At 30.7% G+C, this 17,514-nt stretch carries 15 protein-coding genes; 8 read left to right on the top strand and 7 right to left on the bottom strand.

The features are described from left to right. The first annotated feature begins 252 nt into the window (after positions 1-252). The 5 genes from BA195_RS01040 (at position 253) to BA195_RS01020 (ending at position 8,271) form a co-directional block, all read left to right on the top strand. On the top strand, positions 253-915 hold the full coding sequence (locus BA195_RS01040) for an energy transducer TonB (protein WP_084442990.1): 663 nt from the start codon (positions 253-255) through the stop codon (positions 913-915). Positions 916-1,053: 138 nt separating this feature from the next. Then, the gene (locus BA195_RS01035) at positions 1,054-1,779 is read left to right on the top strand and encodes an energy transducer TonB (RefSeq protein WP_084442989.1); all 726 of its coding nucleotides are present in this window, start codon (positions 1,054-1,056) and stop codon (positions 1,777-1,779) included. Positions 1,780-1,811: 32 nt separating this feature from the next. After that, on the top strand, positions 1,812-4,490 hold the full coding sequence (locus BA195_RS01030) for a TonB-dependent receptor (protein ID WP_068701547.1): 2,679 nt from the start codon (positions 1,812-1,814) through the stop codon (positions 4,488-4,490). Between the two features lie 134 nt (positions 4,491-4,624). Continuing rightward, a complete protein-coding gene (locus BA195_RS01025; protein ID WP_084442987.1) occupies positions 4,625-5,356 on the top strand; it encodes an energy transducer TonB in 732 nt (243 codons plus the stop codon). Positions 5,357-5,436: 80 nt separating this feature from the next. Continuing rightward, the gene (locus BA195_RS01020; RefSeq protein ID WP_176714933.1) at positions 5,437-8,271 is read left to right on the top strand and encodes a TonB-dependent receptor; all 2,835 of its coding nucleotides are present in this window, start codon (positions 5,437-5,439) and stop codon (positions 8,269-8,271) included. 71 nt (positions 8,272-8,342) lie between these two features. On the opposite strand, the gene BA195_RS01015 is transcribed toward BA195_RS01020, so the two are convergent. From BA195_RS01015 to BA195_RS00990, 6 genes are all read right to left on the bottom strand, one after another. Then, on the bottom strand, positions 8,343-9,419 hold the full coding sequence (locus tag BA195_RS01015; protein ID WP_068701541.1) for a CNNM domain-containing protein: 1,077 nt from the start codon (positions 9,417-9,419) through the stop codon (positions 8,343-8,345). Positions 9,420-9,508: 89 nt separating this feature from the next. After that, positions 9,509-10,351, bottom strand: coding sequence for a DUF3078 domain-containing protein (locus BA195_RS01010; protein WP_068701539.1), 843 nt, complete (start codon positions 10,349-10,351; stop codon positions 9,509-9,511). 71 nt (positions 10,352-10,422) lie between these two features. Continuing rightward, a complete protein-coding gene (locus BA195_RS01005; protein ID WP_068701537.1) occupies positions 10,423-11,274 on the bottom strand; it encodes a DUF3078 domain-containing protein in 852 nt (283 codons plus the stop codon). Positions 11,275-11,293: 19 nt separating this feature from the next. Continuing rightward, a complete protein-coding gene (locus BA195_RS01000; RefSeq protein ID WP_068701535.1) occupies positions 11,294-11,803 on the bottom strand; it encodes a DUF2480 family protein in 510 nt (169 codons plus the stop codon). A 1-nt stretch (position 11,804) separates the two neighbouring features. Continuing rightward, the gene (locus BA195_RS00995) at positions 11,805-12,125 is read right to left on the bottom strand and encodes a DUF59 domain-containing protein (RefSeq protein ID WP_068701533.1); all 321 of its coding nucleotides are present in this window, start codon (positions 12,123-12,125) and stop codon (positions 11,805-11,807) included. A gap of 13 nt (positions 12,126-12,138) precedes the next feature. After that, a complete protein-coding gene (locus BA195_RS00990; protein WP_068701531.1) occupies positions 12,139-12,564 on the bottom strand; it encodes a SufE family protein in 426 nt (141 codons plus the stop codon). A 73-nt stretch (positions 12,565-12,637) separates the two neighbouring features. On the opposite strand from BA195_RS00990, the gene BA195_RS00985 reads away from it, so the two are divergent. Together BA195_RS00985 and BA195_RS00980 are read left to right on the top strand one after the other, a co-directional pair. Continuing rightward, the gene (locus BA195_RS00985) at positions 12,638-13,564 is read left to right on the top strand and encodes a PfkB family carbohydrate kinase (RefSeq protein ID WP_068701529.1); all 927 of its coding nucleotides are present in this window, start codon (positions 12,638-12,640) and stop codon (positions 13,562-13,564) included. Positions 13,565-13,648: 84 nt separating this feature from the next. Then, on the top strand, positions 13,649-15,547 hold the full coding sequence (locus BA195_RS00980) for an amidophosphoribosyltransferase (protein ID WP_068701527.1): 1,899 nt from the start codon (positions 13,649-13,651) through the stop codon (positions 15,545-15,547). A gap of 68 nt (positions 15,548-15,615) precedes the next feature. Here the strand turns inward: BA195_RS00980 and BA195_RS00975 are convergent, their stop codons facing one another. Continuing rightward, on the bottom strand, positions 15,616-15,978 hold the full coding sequence (locus tag BA195_RS00975; protein ID WP_068701525.1) for an SPOR domain-containing protein: 363 nt from the start codon (positions 15,976-15,978) through the stop codon (positions 15,616-15,618). Positions 15,979-16,193: 215 nt separating this feature from the next. Here BA195_RS00975 and BA195_RS00970 point away from each other — a divergent pair, with 215 nt between their 5' ends. Next, the gene (locus tag BA195_RS00970; RefSeq protein WP_068701523.1) at positions 16,194-17,483 is read left to right on the top strand and encodes a c-type cytochrome; all 1,290 of its coding nucleotides are present in this window, start codon (positions 16,194-16,196) and stop codon (positions 17,481-17,483) included. Positions 17,484-17,514: the final 31 nt, after the last annotated feature.

Genomic DNA, 17,514 nt, shown 5'->3' with positions numbered 1-17,514 from the left:
TCTTTGTGTTTATAAGATTTTTTATTATTTTTAATAACGCTTAATTAAAAAGTTAAGTGTAAGAAAAACAATATTTTATACATTTTATTCCCCCTAAAAATGAAAAAAAATAACACTTCACGGTTTAAATTACCAAAAGAAAACTTAATTACCAGAAGTTTAAATAGGTTCAATTATTTTTTTATGATTTTTAAAGAGAGCTAGAATAGTTTTAACTATTAGAGTCTTGATTTAATGTAAAATAGAAATGTAATGAAAAAGCTAGCGATAATTATAGTCACTTTTTTTTGGATGCAACAAATGTATTCACAAGAAATCTGTGAGTCAAAAGATAAGGTTTTGATAGATGTAAATACTATTAGTAAGTGTGAAGTAGAAACAGGAAGAGCCTACAAAAATACTGCTGTTGTATCTAGAAGAAGATATTTAAAAAAACGAGTTTATTTAAATGAAGCAATTTCTTTAAGTAGTAGTCTAAAAACAAATAATATTTCAACTTTTAAAACGGACAGTAAATTAGATACTCAGCTGTTGTCAGTGCTAAAAAACGCATCAAATAAAAGTATTTCTTTTGATTCTGTTGAAAAAATACCATTATTTATTTCCTGTAGTGACAATGAGTTAGATGAAACAGCTTGTTTTAATAAAGAAATGCAAAACCACATTGTAAATAGTTTTAGGTACCCTGAAAAAGCTTTGCAGAAAGGAATTCAAGGTGATTTAAAAGTGAGTTTTATTATCAACGAAAAAGGAACTGTAACAAGCGTAAAAGTAACCGGTACGAGTGAAAGTGTTCTTTTAAAAAACGAAGCAAAAAGAATTGTCTTGTTACTTCCTAAATTTTTACCAGGAGAAGAAAAAGGAATTAAGGTCAAAGTTCTATATTCATTTCCTATGAGTTTTACGTTGGAATAGATGTTTAATTTGACAGGGTTTTTCCTATTTTTGTTGTTGTATTCAATTATTTAATAAATAAAGCAATATCTTTGCAGACTATCTTAGGTAATTGTTATTCTGTAGATAGTTTATTAATAGAGTAATATCCCGTTTTTTATGAAAAAAATCTTATTGTTATTAATGTGTTCTTTTTCTGTCAGCATTATGTCACAAGAAGTTTGTGAGTCACCAGAAGAAGCAGAGTTAGATTTAAATAGTATTAGTGTGACTAAGTGTACTATAAAAGAATCAAAAAATAAAAATAATAAAAAATCAAGACAAATTACAGTAAAGGTTTCTGCAAATAGGCGCTATTTGAAGAAGAGGGAAGCTGTAAAAAAACAAAAAACAGCAGGGTTTAGTGATTTAGGAGTGGCTTCTATAGAAAATACCGTACAATCTTCGGAAATAACGAAATCGATTTCGTTAAAAAATAATATAAAGGATATTAAAAATAAATTATCTGCTGAAGAGCTGAGAAAAGCATCAAAATTTAGTACAGTTGATAAGATACCATTATTTAATTCATGTAAAAAAGCCAAAAAAGGTGAGCGAATTGATTGCTTTAATCAAGAGATGGTAACTCATATATCCAAACATTTTAGATACCCAAGTGATGCAATTAAAGAATCTATTCAGGGAGAGGTTTGGGTTCGCTTTATTATTGATAAAAATGGAGAAGTAAAGAATATAAAAACTTTAGGACCAAAAAATGGACAGATTTTAAATCAAGAAGCTGTTAGAGTGGTTTCTAAATTACCTCAATTTATACCTGCAAAAAAAGACGGAGGACGAATTTCAGTGAAATATGGTTTTCCTATTTCTTTTGCTTTAGAAGAGTAATATTAAAATTAAATCAACTTAAATTAAATACTATGCTTAAAAAACTACTTTTAGGTTTTTTTGTGACTTATAGTTTCTTGTTGTCAGCTCAAGTTACAATATCAGGAAAAGTTTATGACGAATATTTAGAACCCTTCCCTAATGCGTTAATTAATTCATTACAAGGTAAAACAATTTCAGGTGTTGATGGGAATTTTACTTTGACTTTAAAATCAGAGCTACCGTTTTCTATTCAGGTTTCAGCATTTGGGTATCAAACAGAAGTTGTAGAGGTAATATCCCTCGATCAAGAAATAAATATTATATTAAAAGAAAATACAAGCTTGGATGAAGTTGTAATTTCAGCGTCTAGATCCCCTGAGCGTGTTATTGAATCACCAGTAACTATTGAAAGAATGGGGATTTCCGATATAAAAAGAAATACTTCGGTGTCGTTTTATGATGGAGTTACAAACTTAAAAGGAATTTCATCACGTGAAGCTAGTTATGGGTTTAAATCGGTAAACTCTAGAGGTTTTTCTACTTTTGATAATACAAGATTTGTTCAGTTGGTAGATGGTGTAGAAACGTCAATCCCTGCATTAAATTTTTCTGCGGGTAACGTTGTCGGTCTATCTGAATTGGATGTTAGAGATGTTGAAATATTGCCAGGAGCTTCGTCAGCTTTGTATGGAGCAAATGCTTTTAATGGTATCTTATTGATGAGGAGTAAGAATCCTTTTAAATATGATGGAATAAGTGCATATTTTAAAAGTGGTGTTATTAGCCAAAAAGCTTCAGGAAATAATCAGTTTTATGATGTAGGAGTTAGAATGGCTCATAAGTTTAGTAACTATTTTGCTGCAAAAGTTAATTTAGTGTCTTATAAGGCTGAAGAATGGCACGCAGAAGATGATTCAAATACAACAGGTGTTGGAGGTGTTGTAAAAAGTGGAAATAGAATAGATACTCCAGATTATGATGGGGTAAATGTTTATGGAGATGAAGTTACTTATACTTTTCCAGGTATTGGAACAGTTAGTAGAACAGGTTACGCTGAAAAAGATTTGTATGAATACGATGGAAAAGGAGTAAAGTTTGATGCGTCATTACATTATAGACCGATGGGTAATGAAAAATTAGAAATTGTTTATAACTCTCGCTTTTCACAAGGAAATAATTTGTATCAAGCATCAAACCGTTTTTCACAAGAAGATTTTTATGTAGAGCAACATAAGTTAGAGGTTTTAGGAAAAAACTATTTTGTTCGAGGTTACTATACAGGTAATAATGGAGGAGATAAAACACATGACTTACGATTTGCAGGTATAGCTTTAAATGAAAAATATAATCCAAGTAATATCTGGTTTGGAGAATATGGAGCAGCATTTTCAGGAGCTATTTTGGGTGTGGCACCGGGGAGTGACACAGCAGCAAGAGCTTATGCTGATAGAAATAGATTACAGCCAGGAACAAGTGCTTTTGAGCAAGCATTAAACGAGGTTATAGATACGCCAATAGCTAAAGGTGGTGCTGGTATAAGAGATAAGACAGGTTTTTATCATGCAGATGCAAACTATAATTTTAGAGATTTAATTACATGGGCTGAGTTTCAAATAGGAGGTTCATATCGTCAATTTATTATTGATTCTCAAGGAACATTATTTACTGATAAAGAAGCGCCTATCAAAACCAGCATGTATGGGGTATACTCTCAAGTGCAAAAAAAGTTTTTAAACGATCGTTTAAAATTTACAGGATCTGTTCGTTATGATAAATCTAAAAATTTTGATGGTGATTTTTCACCAAGAATAGCATTAAATTACTCAATTAAAGAGAACAAAATATTAAGAATTTCGTATCAAACAGGTTTTAGAACCCCAAGTACCATTGAGCAATATTTAGGTTTAAGATCAGGGCCTGATAGCTTTTTAATAGGTACATCTCAAGAAAATATAGATCGCTTTTCTGCTCAGGTTTTAAATAGTAATGGAACAACCAGTGAGATTACTGGAGCAGATGTTTTTGAAAAAGCATTTGTATTAGGTGCAGGAGGTTTTGTTAGTGTAGACCCTACGCCTATAAAACCTGAAAAAGTATCTTCATATGAATTAGGTTATAGAAGTATTGTAAATTTAAGTGATACTAATATTTTAGAGTTAGATGTAAATGGTTATTATAATCAATATGATAATTTTGTAGCAACTAAAAATGTTTTAGTACCCAATTATGGTAATTCAATTATGATTGGCGCTGATGGTAAACCTTTTGATGCAACAGGTTTTGCGATAAATTCAAATACAACAGCAAATGTAGAGTCATATGGAATAGGAATAGGATTGAATACTAAAGTTTTTAAAGCATTTAATTTAGGATTAAATTACACTTTAAGTAAGCTAGTTTTTGATCAGGAAGAAGATTTAGAATTTCAGCCAGGATTCAATACTCCAGAGCACCAAGTGAAGTTAATGTTTGGAAACGATAATTTATTTAATAATTTTGGATTTAATATTAATGCAAGGTGGCAAAATGAGTTTTTATGGCAATCAGCTTTCTTAAGTGGTAATGTTGAAAGTAGAACAGTGTTAGATGCACAAATGAATTATAGAATACCATCATTAAAATCGGTAATTAAAGTTGGAGGTACTAATTTAACAACAAAAGAATATGTTGTTGCACCTGGATCAGGATTAATAGGTTCAATGTATTATATATCATGGACTATAAACTAATAGTAAAATAAGGTTAAAAAGAGATAAATCATGTATTTGTCTCTTTTTTTTTGTTTTAAGTGGTTATTTGTTGTTTTTGTTGTAAATTTGCGGCCTTTAAAAATAGGTTAATTTTTATTTTTTATCCCTTTATTATGAATAAGTTATTGTTTTTAGGATTCTTGATGTGTGTGGTGACAGTTTTTTCTCAAGAGGTTTGTGAGTCACCTGATGCTGCTGAAGCAGATTTAAATACTATAAGTATTACCAAATGTGCAATTACTCCAATTAAAAAATCTAAAGATAAAAGATCTCGTCAAATTAGAGTGAATGTTTCTGCTAGAAGAAGAGCGTTAAAGAAAAGAACTATAGCGTCAACGAATAGTTTAAGTACTTCAGGAATAGCTAATTCACCCGCGAAAAAAGAAACAGCAACCTTAAATGTTGTAAATTTACCTAAAAAGGTAAATTTAAAAAAGAATATAGAGAGCCTTAAAAACAAATTATCTAAAGAAGAGGTTGATAAAGCATTAAGATTTACAGCGGTAGACAAAATACCAACATTTAAAAGCTGTGAAAAAGCAAAAAGAAATGAAAGGTCTGATTGCTTTAATACAGAAATGGTAAAACACATATCAAAACACTTTAGTTATCCTGGAGAAGCTGTTATATCGCATACTGAAGGAGAAGTTTGGGTAAGATTCATTATTGATAAAAATGGATATGTAAAAAACATCAAAACTTTAGGTCCCGATAATGGCGAAATATTAAATAATGAAGCTCAACGAGTAGTTTCAAAATTACCAAGATTTAAACCCGCAAAAAAAGACGGAATACGTACTTCAGTAAAGTATGGATTTCCTATAAACTTCTCATTAGAGGAATAACTTCACAATTATTTATATTAAATTTTTTTAAAATGTTCAATAAACAATTAACACTAATTGTTTTTACATTGTGCAGTATAATGTCATACGCACAAGTAGAAATAAAAGGATTGGTATACGATGAATACCTAGAGCCTTTTTACAATGCTAATATTACCTTTGATGGTAAACATGTTTCTTCAAATGTAGAAGGTCAATTTACCTTAAAAACGAGTAAAAAATTACCAATTACATTAAGAGTATCTGCTTTTGGTTATCAAACAGAGCAACTTGTTATTACAACTCTAAAAAAATCAATTAATATTATTTTAAAAGAAAATGTATTACTAGATCAAATAGTAATTTCTGCTTCTAGAGTACCTGAAAGGATTATAGAATCTCCAGTTACAATTGAGCGATTTGGTATGACAGATATTAAAAATACATCTTCTAAATCTTTTTATGATGGGTTGGTTAATTTAAAAGGAGTTCAATCAAGAGAAGGTAGTTATGGTTTTAAATCTATAAACACCCGTGGTTTTTCTGATTTTAGTAACTCTCGTTTTGTACAAATGATAGATGGTATGGATACTGCGGCTCAGGCTTTAAGTTTTAGTACTGGTAATTTTTCAGGTGTTTCAGAATTAGATATACTAAGTGTTGAGATTTTACCAGGAGCATCATCTGCTTTATATGGAGCTAATGCTTATAATGGTTTAATGCTTATGAATACTAAAAACCCGTTTAATTATACAGGAATTAGTACGATGTTTAAGAGCGGATACATGAGTCAAAATGAAGGCGGTAATAACCCTTTTTATGATGTGGCAGTAAGAATGGCTTATAAGTTTAACGAATCTTTTGCAGCAAAAGTAAACTTATCATATTATGAAGCAGAAGAATGGCATGCCAATGATTTACGTAATAAAGAAGTTGATACTAATAAATTAATTTTAGGTAATAAAACTTCAACAATTAATTATGATGGAGTAAATACTTACGGAGACGAAATTTTTGGAGATTTATCATTGTATAATAATGCATTACAAAATATAGACCCTAGTATTGAGGAAATTCCATGGGGAACACTTTCGAGAAGAACAGGATACAAGGAAAGTGAACTTTTAAGAAATGATTTTAAAACTAATAATTTAAGATTTTCTGGATCTCTTTATTTTCGTCCGTTTGAAGATGAAAGTTTAGAAATTGAATTATCTTCTAGGTTTTCATTAAGAGATAACCTTTTTCAAGGAACTAGTAGATTTGCTCAAAGAAAGTACTTTACGCAACAACATAAATTTAATGTAAAAGGTAAAGACTTTTATTTAAGGGCTTACTATACAGGTAATGATTCTGGTGATTCATATGATTTAACAAGAACAGGTATTGCGCTTAATGAAAGTGCTACAAATAGTGCTGCCTGGAGAGATGAATATGTAACTCAACGATACCTTAATAACACAACTATTGAAGAAGCAAGGCGTTTGGCTGACGTAAATAGGTTACAGCCTAATACAAGTTCTTTCAATACCGAATTTAATAAAATTACTACAACTTTAACCTCTGAAGGGGGTAGTGCTTTATATGAAAAAAGTAGTTATATACACTTAGACGGAAATTATAACTTTAAAAGGTTATTAAATAACTGGGCAGATATACAAATCGGAGGATCATTTAGAGAGTATAACCCAGCATCTAAAGGAACATTATTTAATGATTATTATCAAGCTATTGAAATTGAAGAGTATGGTATGTATTCTCAAATTCAAAAGAAACTATTTAATGAAAAATTAAAAGTAACTGGATCACTTCGTTATGATAAGGCAGATAATTTTGATGGTAATTTTTCACCAAGAATTGCTCTAAATTACTCGTTAGGAGAAGAAAAAAATCATGTTTTAAGAGCTTCTTATCAAACAGGATTTAGAAACCCAACTGTACAAGAACAGTATATGTTTTTAAACCCAGCTGTTAAAACTAGTGTGGGTACAGTAAAAGACAATTTAAATAGGATATATATACCAAATAGTTTTTATAATGTTTGGGATGAAGCATCAGGACAATATGTTGGTGCATATAGAACTTTAACAGGTGGTGAAATAATTAATAATTCATTACTAACAAAAACGGTGTATTATGATGTTGATTCATACACTGGAGAGTCTTATCAAAAATCGAATTATGGTGAAGTTGTGCCTGAGGTTGTAAAAACATTTGAACTAGGATACAGAAGTATGTTTCGTTTAAATAATAAAACAAATTTTGATTTAGATGTAAATGCTTATTATAGTAAACATGATAATTTTGTATTTACTCAAGATGTAGTTGTGCCTAATGGAGGTGAAGTATATCCTTATGGAAACAGAAAGTTAACAGCAGATGAACTATTAGAATCAAAAAATGCTTACGGTTTAATTGTGGATGGTGTTTTGGTATTAGATGAAGAAGCTAATATAGCATTTAATAATGGTTTTGTAAATGAGTTTAATATTATTACCAATAGTAAATCATTAATTGAATCATATGGGTTTACTTTAGGAGCACATACAAAATTATTTCAAAATTTTGACTTTGGAGTAAATTATAGCTTTAATGATTATTCTATGAAAGATAAAGATAATGGTCAATTTGAGCCTAACTTTAATACGCCTAAGCACGCAGTAAAATTACAGTTTGGAAACAATAAACTTTTTAAAGATTTTGGTTTTAATGTTAATGCAAGATGGTCAGATAATTACAAATGGGTTTCTACCTTTGTAAGAGGTAATGTGTCTGCAAGAACAGTAATAGATGCACAGTTAAATTATCGCATACCATCAATGAAATCTAAATTTAAAATTGGGGGAACAAACTTATTCGGAAAAGAATATTTTGTAGCACCTGGTTCTGGTCAAATAGGGCAATTATATTATGTTTCTTGGACAATAAATAACTAATTTCTATAGTTAATTTACATCATAAAAAAACCGAGCATTTGCTCGGTTTTTTTATGATGTAAATTTAAGAATTAAGAATCGTTAGAATGATCAATAGTATCTATGTTTTTTGCTCTTTTTTTCCAATTATTCCTTGCTAAACTTTGTAAATCGGCAACATTATCACTTTCATCCATAATTTCAAAACCTAATAAGGTTTCAATTACATCCTCTTGTGTTACTAATCCACTTACTGAGCCATATTCATCAACAACTAAAGCCAAATGCTCACGTTGTTTGATTAGTTTGTCAAATAAGTCAGGAATAGATAAATCTCTATTTGCGATTATTATTTCTCTTTTAATTGATTTTAAGGCTTCATTTCCTTTCTTATCAATCAAGGCAAGTAATAGTTCATTTTTTAAAAAATAACCAGTTATGTTATCTGTTTTTTCTGAAAACACAGGTATTCTTGAGAAGTGTAATTGCTTGTTGTTGTCAAAAAAAGATTGAATAGTGTCGTTTTCATTTGCAATTGTAATAACAGTACGAGGTGTCATGATATCTTTTATTTGAACATCTTTAAAGTTTAACATGTTTCTAATCACATTACTTTCATTTTCATGAAACACACCTTCTTGCTCGGCAATATCTGTCATAACAGAAAAATCTTCCCTACTTAAAACACTTTCACCATGTCCGCTTCTTCCGCCAATTAATTTTGTGGTTAATTGTAGTATCCATAAAACCCCTGTCCATCTTAATGGAAAGATCATTATTTTTAAGGCTTTGGTTGTAAAATTAGCAAGTTGTTTCCAGTAAGTAGCACCAATTGTTTTTGGTATAATTTCAGAGGCAACAAGTATTAAAATAGTCATAATTGCAGAAACTATAAAAACACCATAACCATCATCATTAAATATTTTTTTTGCTTCAGTACCTACTAAAATAGCTCCAACTGTGTGTGCGAGCGTGTTTAATGTAAGAATGGCAATTAAAGGTTTGTCTACATCTTTTTTTAAAGCTTCTAATTGTATTGCAAATGTTTTACCTTCTTTCTTTTTTACGTTTACAAAGGTTGGAGTAACACTAAGTAATACGGCTTCTAATATCGAACAGATAAAAGAAAAAAAGATAGATGCTGTTGCGTAAATTATTAATAAAGTCATTCTTTTTAAAATTTTAGCTAAAATAAACAAAAAAGAAAACCTCAAGGGAAAATATCCTTGAGGTTTTCTTTTTTATAAGTGTTAAGTTGTTAAAAACCGTAATTAACTCCTAAACCAAATACTTCTTTTGTTTGAAATCCGCGGTATGCATTATCGTCATAAATTGCTTGCATAGAAAGATTTGCTGAGATGTATTTGTTGACTTTCATTACAACATTAACAGTGTAGTCAAGATCAATATTTTGAGCATCTTCAAGGTAGTTACTGTAAAGATTTAAAATATTTTCAACTGAAATGTTTTTCATTATATCTAACTTATAATAAGCATTTACTGCGGCACCTAATTCATATCTTGAGCTTTCTCCTTGTTTAACACCAAAAGCAGGTCCTAAATCTGTTAAGTGAGCGTCAACTAAAATTAATTTAGAAGTTGCAGGCGCAATGTTTATTTTTAAATTATCAGATTTTTTCCACAACATACCAGGTCCAAATTGGAAGTATGCAGGAGAGAAAAAATGAGATGTTTGTACGTTGTCAACATAAGTTGATGACATTTGTGTTTTGAAATTTAAAAAGGCTGAGTAGTACCAATACCCAGAAGCTCTTTTACCTAATAAAGAGTTTAGCTCTAAACGATCATCTGTTTTCTGAACAGCTTCTTTTTTAATTTTTGTTAATCCGTAAGAAGCAATTAATTTATTATCCCAAGTCCAATCTCCTTTGGTGTAGTTAAAATCATAATTTAAACCCAGTGTTCCTGAAATGTTGTTTGCACCACCAGCTAACCAATTATTAAAAGCCGATTGGTTAAATAGAAAAGAAATATTTCCACCTCTTTTCCAACCATCTTTAGCTTCTTTCTTCTCTGTTTCTTCTTGAGCATTTATAGATAATGCACCTAGTAAAATAGCTATTGCTACTAATTTTTTCATTATAATAAGTTTTATTTTTGGGTGTAAAATTACACCTTATCTAGGCTTTAGACAATATAATTTTTTAAAAGTCACTTTTGATGGAAAATATAATTTACACCAATTCCAAATACTTCTTTAAATTGTATCTTACTAGAGGCATCATCATCAATAATAGTATGAAAACCAAGGTTGGTTGATATATATTTGTTTATTTTAACAACTAAATTTAATTGATAATTAACATCAATATTAAAAGGGTTTCTTAAATAATCGGAATAAATAGCAATAATGTTTTCCATGGTAATGTCTTTCATTATTTCTTGTTTAAAATAAGCTGATAGATTGAATCCTAATCCGAAATTTGTGTTTTTCCCTTCTTGTACACCATATTTACCTGAAAACTCTGAGCTAACAAAAGTAAAACGTGCAGTTGCTGGCGCTATATTTATTCTTTGATTATCAGATTTTTTCCATAACATACCAGGGCCAAAACTCCAATAAGCAGGAGAAAATAGGTCAGATATAGGTGTTTTTATGTTGTCTTTATATTCATAACCTCTACTATACTGTGTTTTAAAATTAGTAAAAAAAGAAACAAACCAAAGTTTAGATGTTTTTAACCCCAATAAGGAGTTATACTCAAAGTTATCATCTGTTTTCCTTAAACCTTTTTCATCAATATGACTTAAGCCATAACTTGTAATTAGTTTATTGTCCCAATTCCACTTGTTCTTTTTATAATTAAAATCATATTCAAGTCCCATATTTCCTGCCACAGTATTGTTACCTCCAGCTGCCCAGTTAGAAAAAGAAGATTGATTGAATAAAAAAGTATATTTACCAGTTATTTTTAGTCTTTTAGGTATGCTGTCTTTTGTTTTTTCTTGAGAAAAAACCATGAAAGAACAACCTGTAAGCAATAAAAGCAGAAGTTTTTTCATTGAAAAGGAGGTAAGAGAGTTATTTAGTTTTTTTGTATAAAGGAACAGTTGAGCACGCTTCGCCAAACATAATTGTTTTGGCAATTGGCTGAATTTTTTTGATTAAAAAAGTATAAGCAGATGCAGGTATGGGTTTGTTGGTGCAACCTTTTATAATAACTGGTTTGTTAGCAAATTCAGTAGTGTCTAGCTTTAAAATTATTTCTTGATAAATAACAGTTTCTAATAATTCTAAATTACCAACAACAATTTTGTTAGCAAATTCCGATAAATGAGCGGTTAATAATAAATATGCCCAAGATGGAATAATGGCATCTGATGAACAAGTTAAAGCAACGTAATTGTTTTGATATTGAGACCAATCGTGATTTTTTACCTGTTCTCTAAAGTCTTTTTCACGAAGAATTAACTCTTCATACAACCAATCTTTAATGTCAAAAACAATACGTTGTCCTTTTGGGTAATAATCTTCAAGGTCAACGGTTATTAATTTACTGTTGGCAACTCTGTTTGTAATTTCTTCAATCATTTTATAACATTCCTAATTCTAATTTAGCCTCTTCGCTCATCATTTCTTGAGTCCAAGTAGGGTCAAAAGTAATTTCTACTTCACAAGCGTTAATTTCTTTTAATGATTTTACCTTTTCTTCAATATCAACAGGTAAGCTTTCTGCTACTGGACAGTTAGGTGATGTTAATGTCATTAATATTTTAGCATCGTTTTCTTCAGAAACAAATACATCATAAATTAATCCTAATTCATAAATGTCTACAGGAATTTCTGGGTCATATATTGTTTTTAAAACACCAACTATTTTATCTCCTAAATCGTCTAATTCTTTATCAGTCATTACTTTTGTTCTTTTAATTTGTTAGTTTAGATTGCTGTGCAATCGCATACATTTTTATTTGTTTTATCATTGAAACTAATCCGTTGGCTCTTGTAGGGCTTAAATGTTCTTTAAGGCCTATTTCATCAATAAAATCGGTTTTAGCTTCAATAATTGCTTGCGGACTTTGATTTGAAAATACTCTTAGTAATAGCGCCACAATTCCTTTAGTTAAAATAGCATCGCTATCGGCGGTAAATTCAATAGTATCATTTTTCAATTCAGAATATAACCATACTTTTGATTGACATCCTTTTATTAAATTTTCATCTAACTTATAAGTGTCATTTATTAAAGGTAATGATTTACCTAAGTCAATTATATACTCATAACGTTCCATCCAGTCTTCAAACATAGAAAACTCATCAATAATTTCTTCTTGTATTTCTTTGATAGTCATTTTTTAAAACTATTTTTGCACCTTTAAAAGACACTTTACTTAAAAGTGCAAAATTACAGTAAAAAAATAAGAAATGAGTAAATTATTAGCAGTTGGTACCGTAGCTTATGATGCTATTGAAACACCTTTTGGTAAAACGGATAAGATATTAGGAGGTTCTGGAACGTTTGTAGGATTAGCAGCATCGCAATTTGGCGTAAAAACAGGCGTGGTTTCTGTTGTTGGAGGCGACTTTTTGCCGTCATATATAGACATGATGAACAATAAAGGTATTAATACCGATGGTATTGAGGTTGTTAAAGAAGGAAAAACTTTTTTCTGGAGCGGAAAATATCATAATGATATGAACTCTCGTGATACTTTAATTACTGAGTTAAATGTATTAGAACATTTTACACCAGTAGTACCAACAGAATTTAAGGATGCAGGTATTGTTATGTTGGGTAATTTACACCCGTTAACACAGGCATCGGTTTTAGATCAGATGACAGAAAGACCAAAATTAGTTGTGTTAGATACAATGAATTTTTGGATGGATATTGCGTTAGATGATTTACACACAGTTTTAAAACGTGTAGATGTTATTACAATTAATGATGAAGAAGCACGTCAGTTAAGCGGAGAATATTCGTTAGTAAATGCAGCGAAAAAAATCCATGAAATGGGACCAAAATACGTTGTGATTAAAAAAGGAGAACATGGAGCTTTATTATTTAATGAAGGAAAGATGTTTTTTGCACCAGCATTACCATTAGCAGAGGTTTTTGACCCAACAGGAGCCGGAGATACTTTTGCAGGAGGTTTTTGTGGATATTTAGCTAAAACAGAAGATATTTCGTTTGAAAATATGAAAAACGGAATTATTTACGGATCAAATCTTGCTTCTTTTTGTGTTGAGAAATTTGGAACACAACGTATGGAGGAATTAACAAAAGATGAAGTACAAGCTCGTTTGCAGGCTTTTAAAGAGTTAACACAGTTTGATATAGAATTATCATAAATAAAAATCCGCGCTTTTTTGCCGCGGATTTTTTTATACAACAAAACAACACTAACAACAATACGCAATTAAATATATTATTAAATGAGTGATGCTATTAAACACGAATGTGGTATCGCAATGGTTCGATTATTAAAACCATTACAGTACTATAAAGATAAATACGGAACAGCATTTTATGGAGTAAATAAAATGTACTTATTAATGGAAAAACAGCACAACCGTGGTCAAGATGGTGCGGGTTTGGCTAGTATCAAATTTAATGTAGATCCGGGTACAAGATATATTAGTAGAGTGCGTTCTAATCAATCGCAACCAATACAGGATATTTTCGGAAAAGTTAATAAAAGAATTAACGGAGTTTTTGAAGAAAATCCAACAAAAGTTGATGACGTTAAATGGCAAGAAGAAAACATACCGTACTTAGGAAACTTGTTTTTAGGACACGTTCGTTACGGAACCTTTGGTAAAAACTCTATTGAAAGTGTACATCCATTTTTACGTCAAAGTAACTGGAAACATCAAAGCTTAATAGTTGCAGGTAATTTTAATATGACCAATTCAAAGCAACTATTAAATGATTTAATTGAGTTAGGGCAACATCCAAAAGAGGCTACCGATACGGTAACAGTGATGGAAAAAATTGGACATTTTTTAGAAGATGAAGTTTCTGATTTATATATAAAAGCAAAAGAAGCTGGGTTTAATAAACAAAACGCCTCTCCGTTTATAGAAGAACATTTAGATATACAGCGAATATTAAAACGTTCAGCAAAAAATTGGGACGGTGGTTATGCGATGGCAGGGTTGTTAGGACATGGAGATGCATTTGTATTAAGAGATCCATCGGCTATTAGACCAGCCTTTTATTATCAAGATGATGAAGTTGTAGTGGTGGCATCTGAGCGCCCAGTAATTCAAACAGTATTTAATGTTGCTATTGACAAGATTAAAGAAATCGATAGAGGGCATGCGCTAATCATTAAAAAGAACGGAGAAACTTCAATGAAGCCTGTTTTAGAACAGCGTGAAAAGAAAGCTTGTTCTTTTGAGCGTATATATTTTTCAAGAGGGAGTGATGCAGCTATTTATGAAGAAAGAAAAAACTTGGGAAAATACGTTTTTCCAGAGGTTTTGAAATCAATAGATAATGATATCGAAAATTCAGTTTTTTCATACATTCCAAATACAGCCGAAACTTCATTTTTCGGAATGATTGAAGCTGCTGAAGATGTGTTAAATCAGCAAAAAACAGCTGCTATTTTAGCAGGAGAAGGTAAATTATCAAAAGAAAAAGTAACTGAAATTTTATCTAAAAGACCTCGTTTTGAAAAAATAGCCATTAAAGACGCAAAACTTAGAACTTTTATTACAGATGATAGTAGTCGTGATGATTTGGTAGCACATGTATACGATGTGACATACGGAGTGGTAAAATCGACCGATAATTTAGTTATTATTGATGATAGTATTGTGCGTGGTACAACATTAAAGAAAAGTATTATTAAAATACTAGATCGATTAAATCCTAAAAAAATAGTAGTAGTTTCATCGGCTCCACAAATTCGTTACCCTGATTGTTATGGTATCGATATGGCAAAAATTAATGATTTTATCGCTTTTAAGGCAACGTTAGAATTGTTGAAAGAAACAGATCAATACCATATTATTGATACAGTATATAAAAAGTGTAAAGCGCAAGAGGTTAGTGAAGACAAAGATGTTGTTAATTATGTAAAGGAAATGTATGCTCCTTTTACAGATGAACAAATTTCTGCTAAAATTGCTCAGATGTTAAAAACTAAAAATATTACTTCAGATATTGAAGTGATATTTCAGCCAGTAAGTAGCTTGCATAAAGCATGCCCAGATAATTTAGGAGACTGGTATTTTACAGGTAATTATCCTACGGATGGCGGAAATCGAGTGGTAAATCAAGCATTTATAAACTTCTATGAAGGGAGTGATGAAAGAGCTTATTAAAAAGAGATTTAAGTTTATAAAAAAAAGCGAAATCAATTTGATTTCGCTTTTTTTTATAAAGTCTGTTCTTATAGTGGAATAACAATAGCGCCATTAAATTTTTCTCTTATTTCATTTAAGGCTCTATCAGCTTGTATCCTTGTTTTGTAATTTCCTACTTGCGCTTTCCAGTCAGGTTGGTCGTATGTTAACTTGGTGTAAACGCCAGGGTATTCAACTTGAAATCTGTTTCGTAAGCTTTTTGCTCTTCTTTCTAGTCCGTTGTATAGTTGAATGCGGTAACCAGTTCCGTTGTGTTTATTATACTCTCTTTTTTTAGCAATTAAAGAGGTGATTTCTTTATTGCTGGTAAAAGTATCTTGAGCGTAAGTATTAACAATGCTAATAAAAAGCACCAATAATAATGTTAATAAGAAATTCTTTTTTTTCATTTTTATAATTTTTTTACAAAAGTAACGACTTGCAATTTAATAGATTGTTAGTTTTAATTATTTAGAATAGTTATAAATTATAAATTAGCAATCTCTTAACATTTCACAATTTAGAGATAAGTAGTACTTTTGTCAAGCTTTCTATTATGTTGCTTTTATTGTAGCTTACTAGAAAAAATTGTACCAAAACCGATACAAAACTTATATTTAATAGTATGAAAAGTGTGAAACATCACAGTAGATTAACCCAAACACTCGTAAAGAGTTTAGCTTTCTTATTCGTTTTATTTGTAAGCTTTTCAGCGTTTTCACAAGATGTTGATGAGGCGCGTCAGAAAGAAGGAAAAAAATTATTTAAATCTTTATGTGCTTCATGTCACAAGTTGGATAAAAAACTTGTTGGGCCTAAGTTGGCAGGTATTGAAGAAAGAAGAGAGAACGATTGGTTGAAGTCTTGGATTAAAGATAACGCAGCGTTAAGAGCTTCTGGAGATAAAGATGCAATTGAAATCTTTGAAGAGTATAAGCAGTCAAACATGACCGCTTTTCCTCAGTTAACTGATAAGAATATTGATGATATTTTGTATTATACTACTGTTGGAGAGCTTAAAAAAGCAGGAGAGGTAGTTGTTGCAGTAGGAGGAGCTGAAAAAGAAGATGCACCAAAGTGGTTAATATATATATTGGCTGCCGCTATTATAGTAGCTTTTTTAATTATTGCTAGTTTGTTAAAAACTATTAGTGAGTTAAAAGGAGCGCCTAAAACACCAGGTGTCTTAGGACAAACGGCTGAATTGTGGCAAGGAGTTAAGCAGAATACTTTTTTACATGTATTAGTAGTGTTGTTTGGGGCTTTGATTACGGCTTATGTTTTATTTGGGACGTTATTTAAAGTTGGTGTCGATGAAGGGTATCAGCCAATTCAGCCAATAGCTTTTTCTCATAAAATTCACGCAGGTGACAATAAGATAGATTGTCAATACTGTCACTCTTCTGCAAAGCATAGTAAAACTTCAGGGATTCCTTCAGTAAGTGTTTGTATGAATTGTCATAAAAATATTTCAGAAGTAGCTGAAGATACTAAAGTTGTGATGGATGACCATACTTTAGTGAAGTCTGATTTAGATAAAGAGATTGCTAAAATTTATGAAGCAGCCGGATGGGATGCTGAAAATTTAGAATATACAGGAGAAACCAAGCCAGTAAAATGGGTTAGGGTTCATAATTTACCAGACTTTGCGTATTTTAATCACTCTCAACACGTTACTGTTGCAGGTTTAAAATGTCAAAAATGTCACGGTCCAGTAGAGGAGATGGAAGAAGTGTATCAACATTCTCCATTAACAATGGGCTGGTGTATTGATTGTCATAAGGAAACAAAAGTTGACTTAAAAGGAAATGAGTACTATGCTAAAATTCATAAAGAATTAGCAGCTAAGTACGGTGTAGAGCAAGTGACAATTGCGCAGTTAGGAGGAAAAGAGTGTGGTAAGTGCCACTATTAATCAATTAGAAAGTAGAAAAACACGTATATAA

Source organism: Tenacibaculum soleae, from assembly GCF_001693415.1.
Lineage (GTDB): Bacteria > Bacteroidota > Bacteroidia > Flavobacteriales > Flavobacteriaceae > Polaribacter > Polaribacter soleae.
The sequence above is the reverse complement of the archived record's forward strand: the minus strand, read 5'-3'. Positions and strand labels throughout refer to the sequence as shown.

Bases quoted from the DNA above. Each gene is read 5' to 3' on its own strand.
- BA195_RS01040 (WP_084442990.1), top strand. From the start codon at position 253: ATGAAAAAGCTAGCGATAATTATAGTCACTTTTTTTTGGATGCAACAA.
- BA195_RS01035 (WP_084442989.1), top strand. From the start codon at position 1,054: ATGAAAAAAATCTTATTGTTATTAATGTGTTCTTTTTCTGTCAGCATT.
- BA195_RS01030 (WP_068701547.1), top strand. From the start codon at position 1,812: ATGCTTAAAAAACTACTTTTAGGTTTTTTTGTGACTTATAGTTTCTTG.
- BA195_RS01025 (WP_084442987.1), top strand. From the start codon at position 4,625: ATGAATAAGTTATTGTTTTTAGGATTCTTGATGTGTGTGGTGACAGTT.
- BA195_RS01020 (WP_176714933.1), top strand. From the start codon at position 5,437: ATGTCATACGCACAAGTAGAAATAAAAGGATTGGTATACGATGAATAC.
- BA195_RS01015 (WP_068701541.1), bottom strand. From the start codon at position 9,419: ATGACTTTATTAATAATTTACGCAACAGCATCTATCTTTTTTTCTTTT.
- BA195_RS01010 (WP_068701539.1), bottom strand. From the start codon at position 10,351: ATGAAAAAATTAGTAGCAATAGCTATTTTACTAGGTGCATTATCTATA.
- BA195_RS01005 (WP_068701537.1), bottom strand. From the start codon at position 11,274: ATGAAAAAACTTCTGCTTTTATTGCTTACAGGTTGTTCTTTCATGGTT.
- BA195_RS01000 (WP_068701535.1), bottom strand. From the start codon at position 11,803: ATGATTGAAGAAATTACAAACAGAGTTGCCAACAGTAAATTAATAACC.
- BA195_RS00995 (WP_068701533.1), bottom strand. From the start codon at position 12,125: ATGACTGATAAAGAATTAGACGATTTAGGAGATAAAATAGTTGGTGTT.
- BA195_RS00990 (WP_068701531.1), bottom strand. From the start codon at position 12,564: ATGACTATCAAAGAAATACAAGAAGAAATTATTGATGAGTTTTCTATG.
- BA195_RS00985 (WP_068701529.1), top strand. From the start codon at position 12,638: ATGAGTAAATTATTAGCAGTTGGTACCGTAGCTTATGATGCTATTGAA.
- BA195_RS00980 (WP_068701527.1), top strand. From the start codon at position 13,649: ATGAGTGATGCTATTAAACACGAATGTGGTATCGCAATGGTTCGATTA.
- BA195_RS00975 (WP_068701525.1), bottom strand. From the start codon at position 15,978: ATGAAAAAAAAGAATTTCTTATTAACATTATTATTGGTGCTTTTTATT.
- BA195_RS00970 (WP_068701523.1), top strand. From the start codon at position 16,194: ATGAAAAGTGTGAAACATCACAGTAGATTAACCCAAACACTCGTAAAG.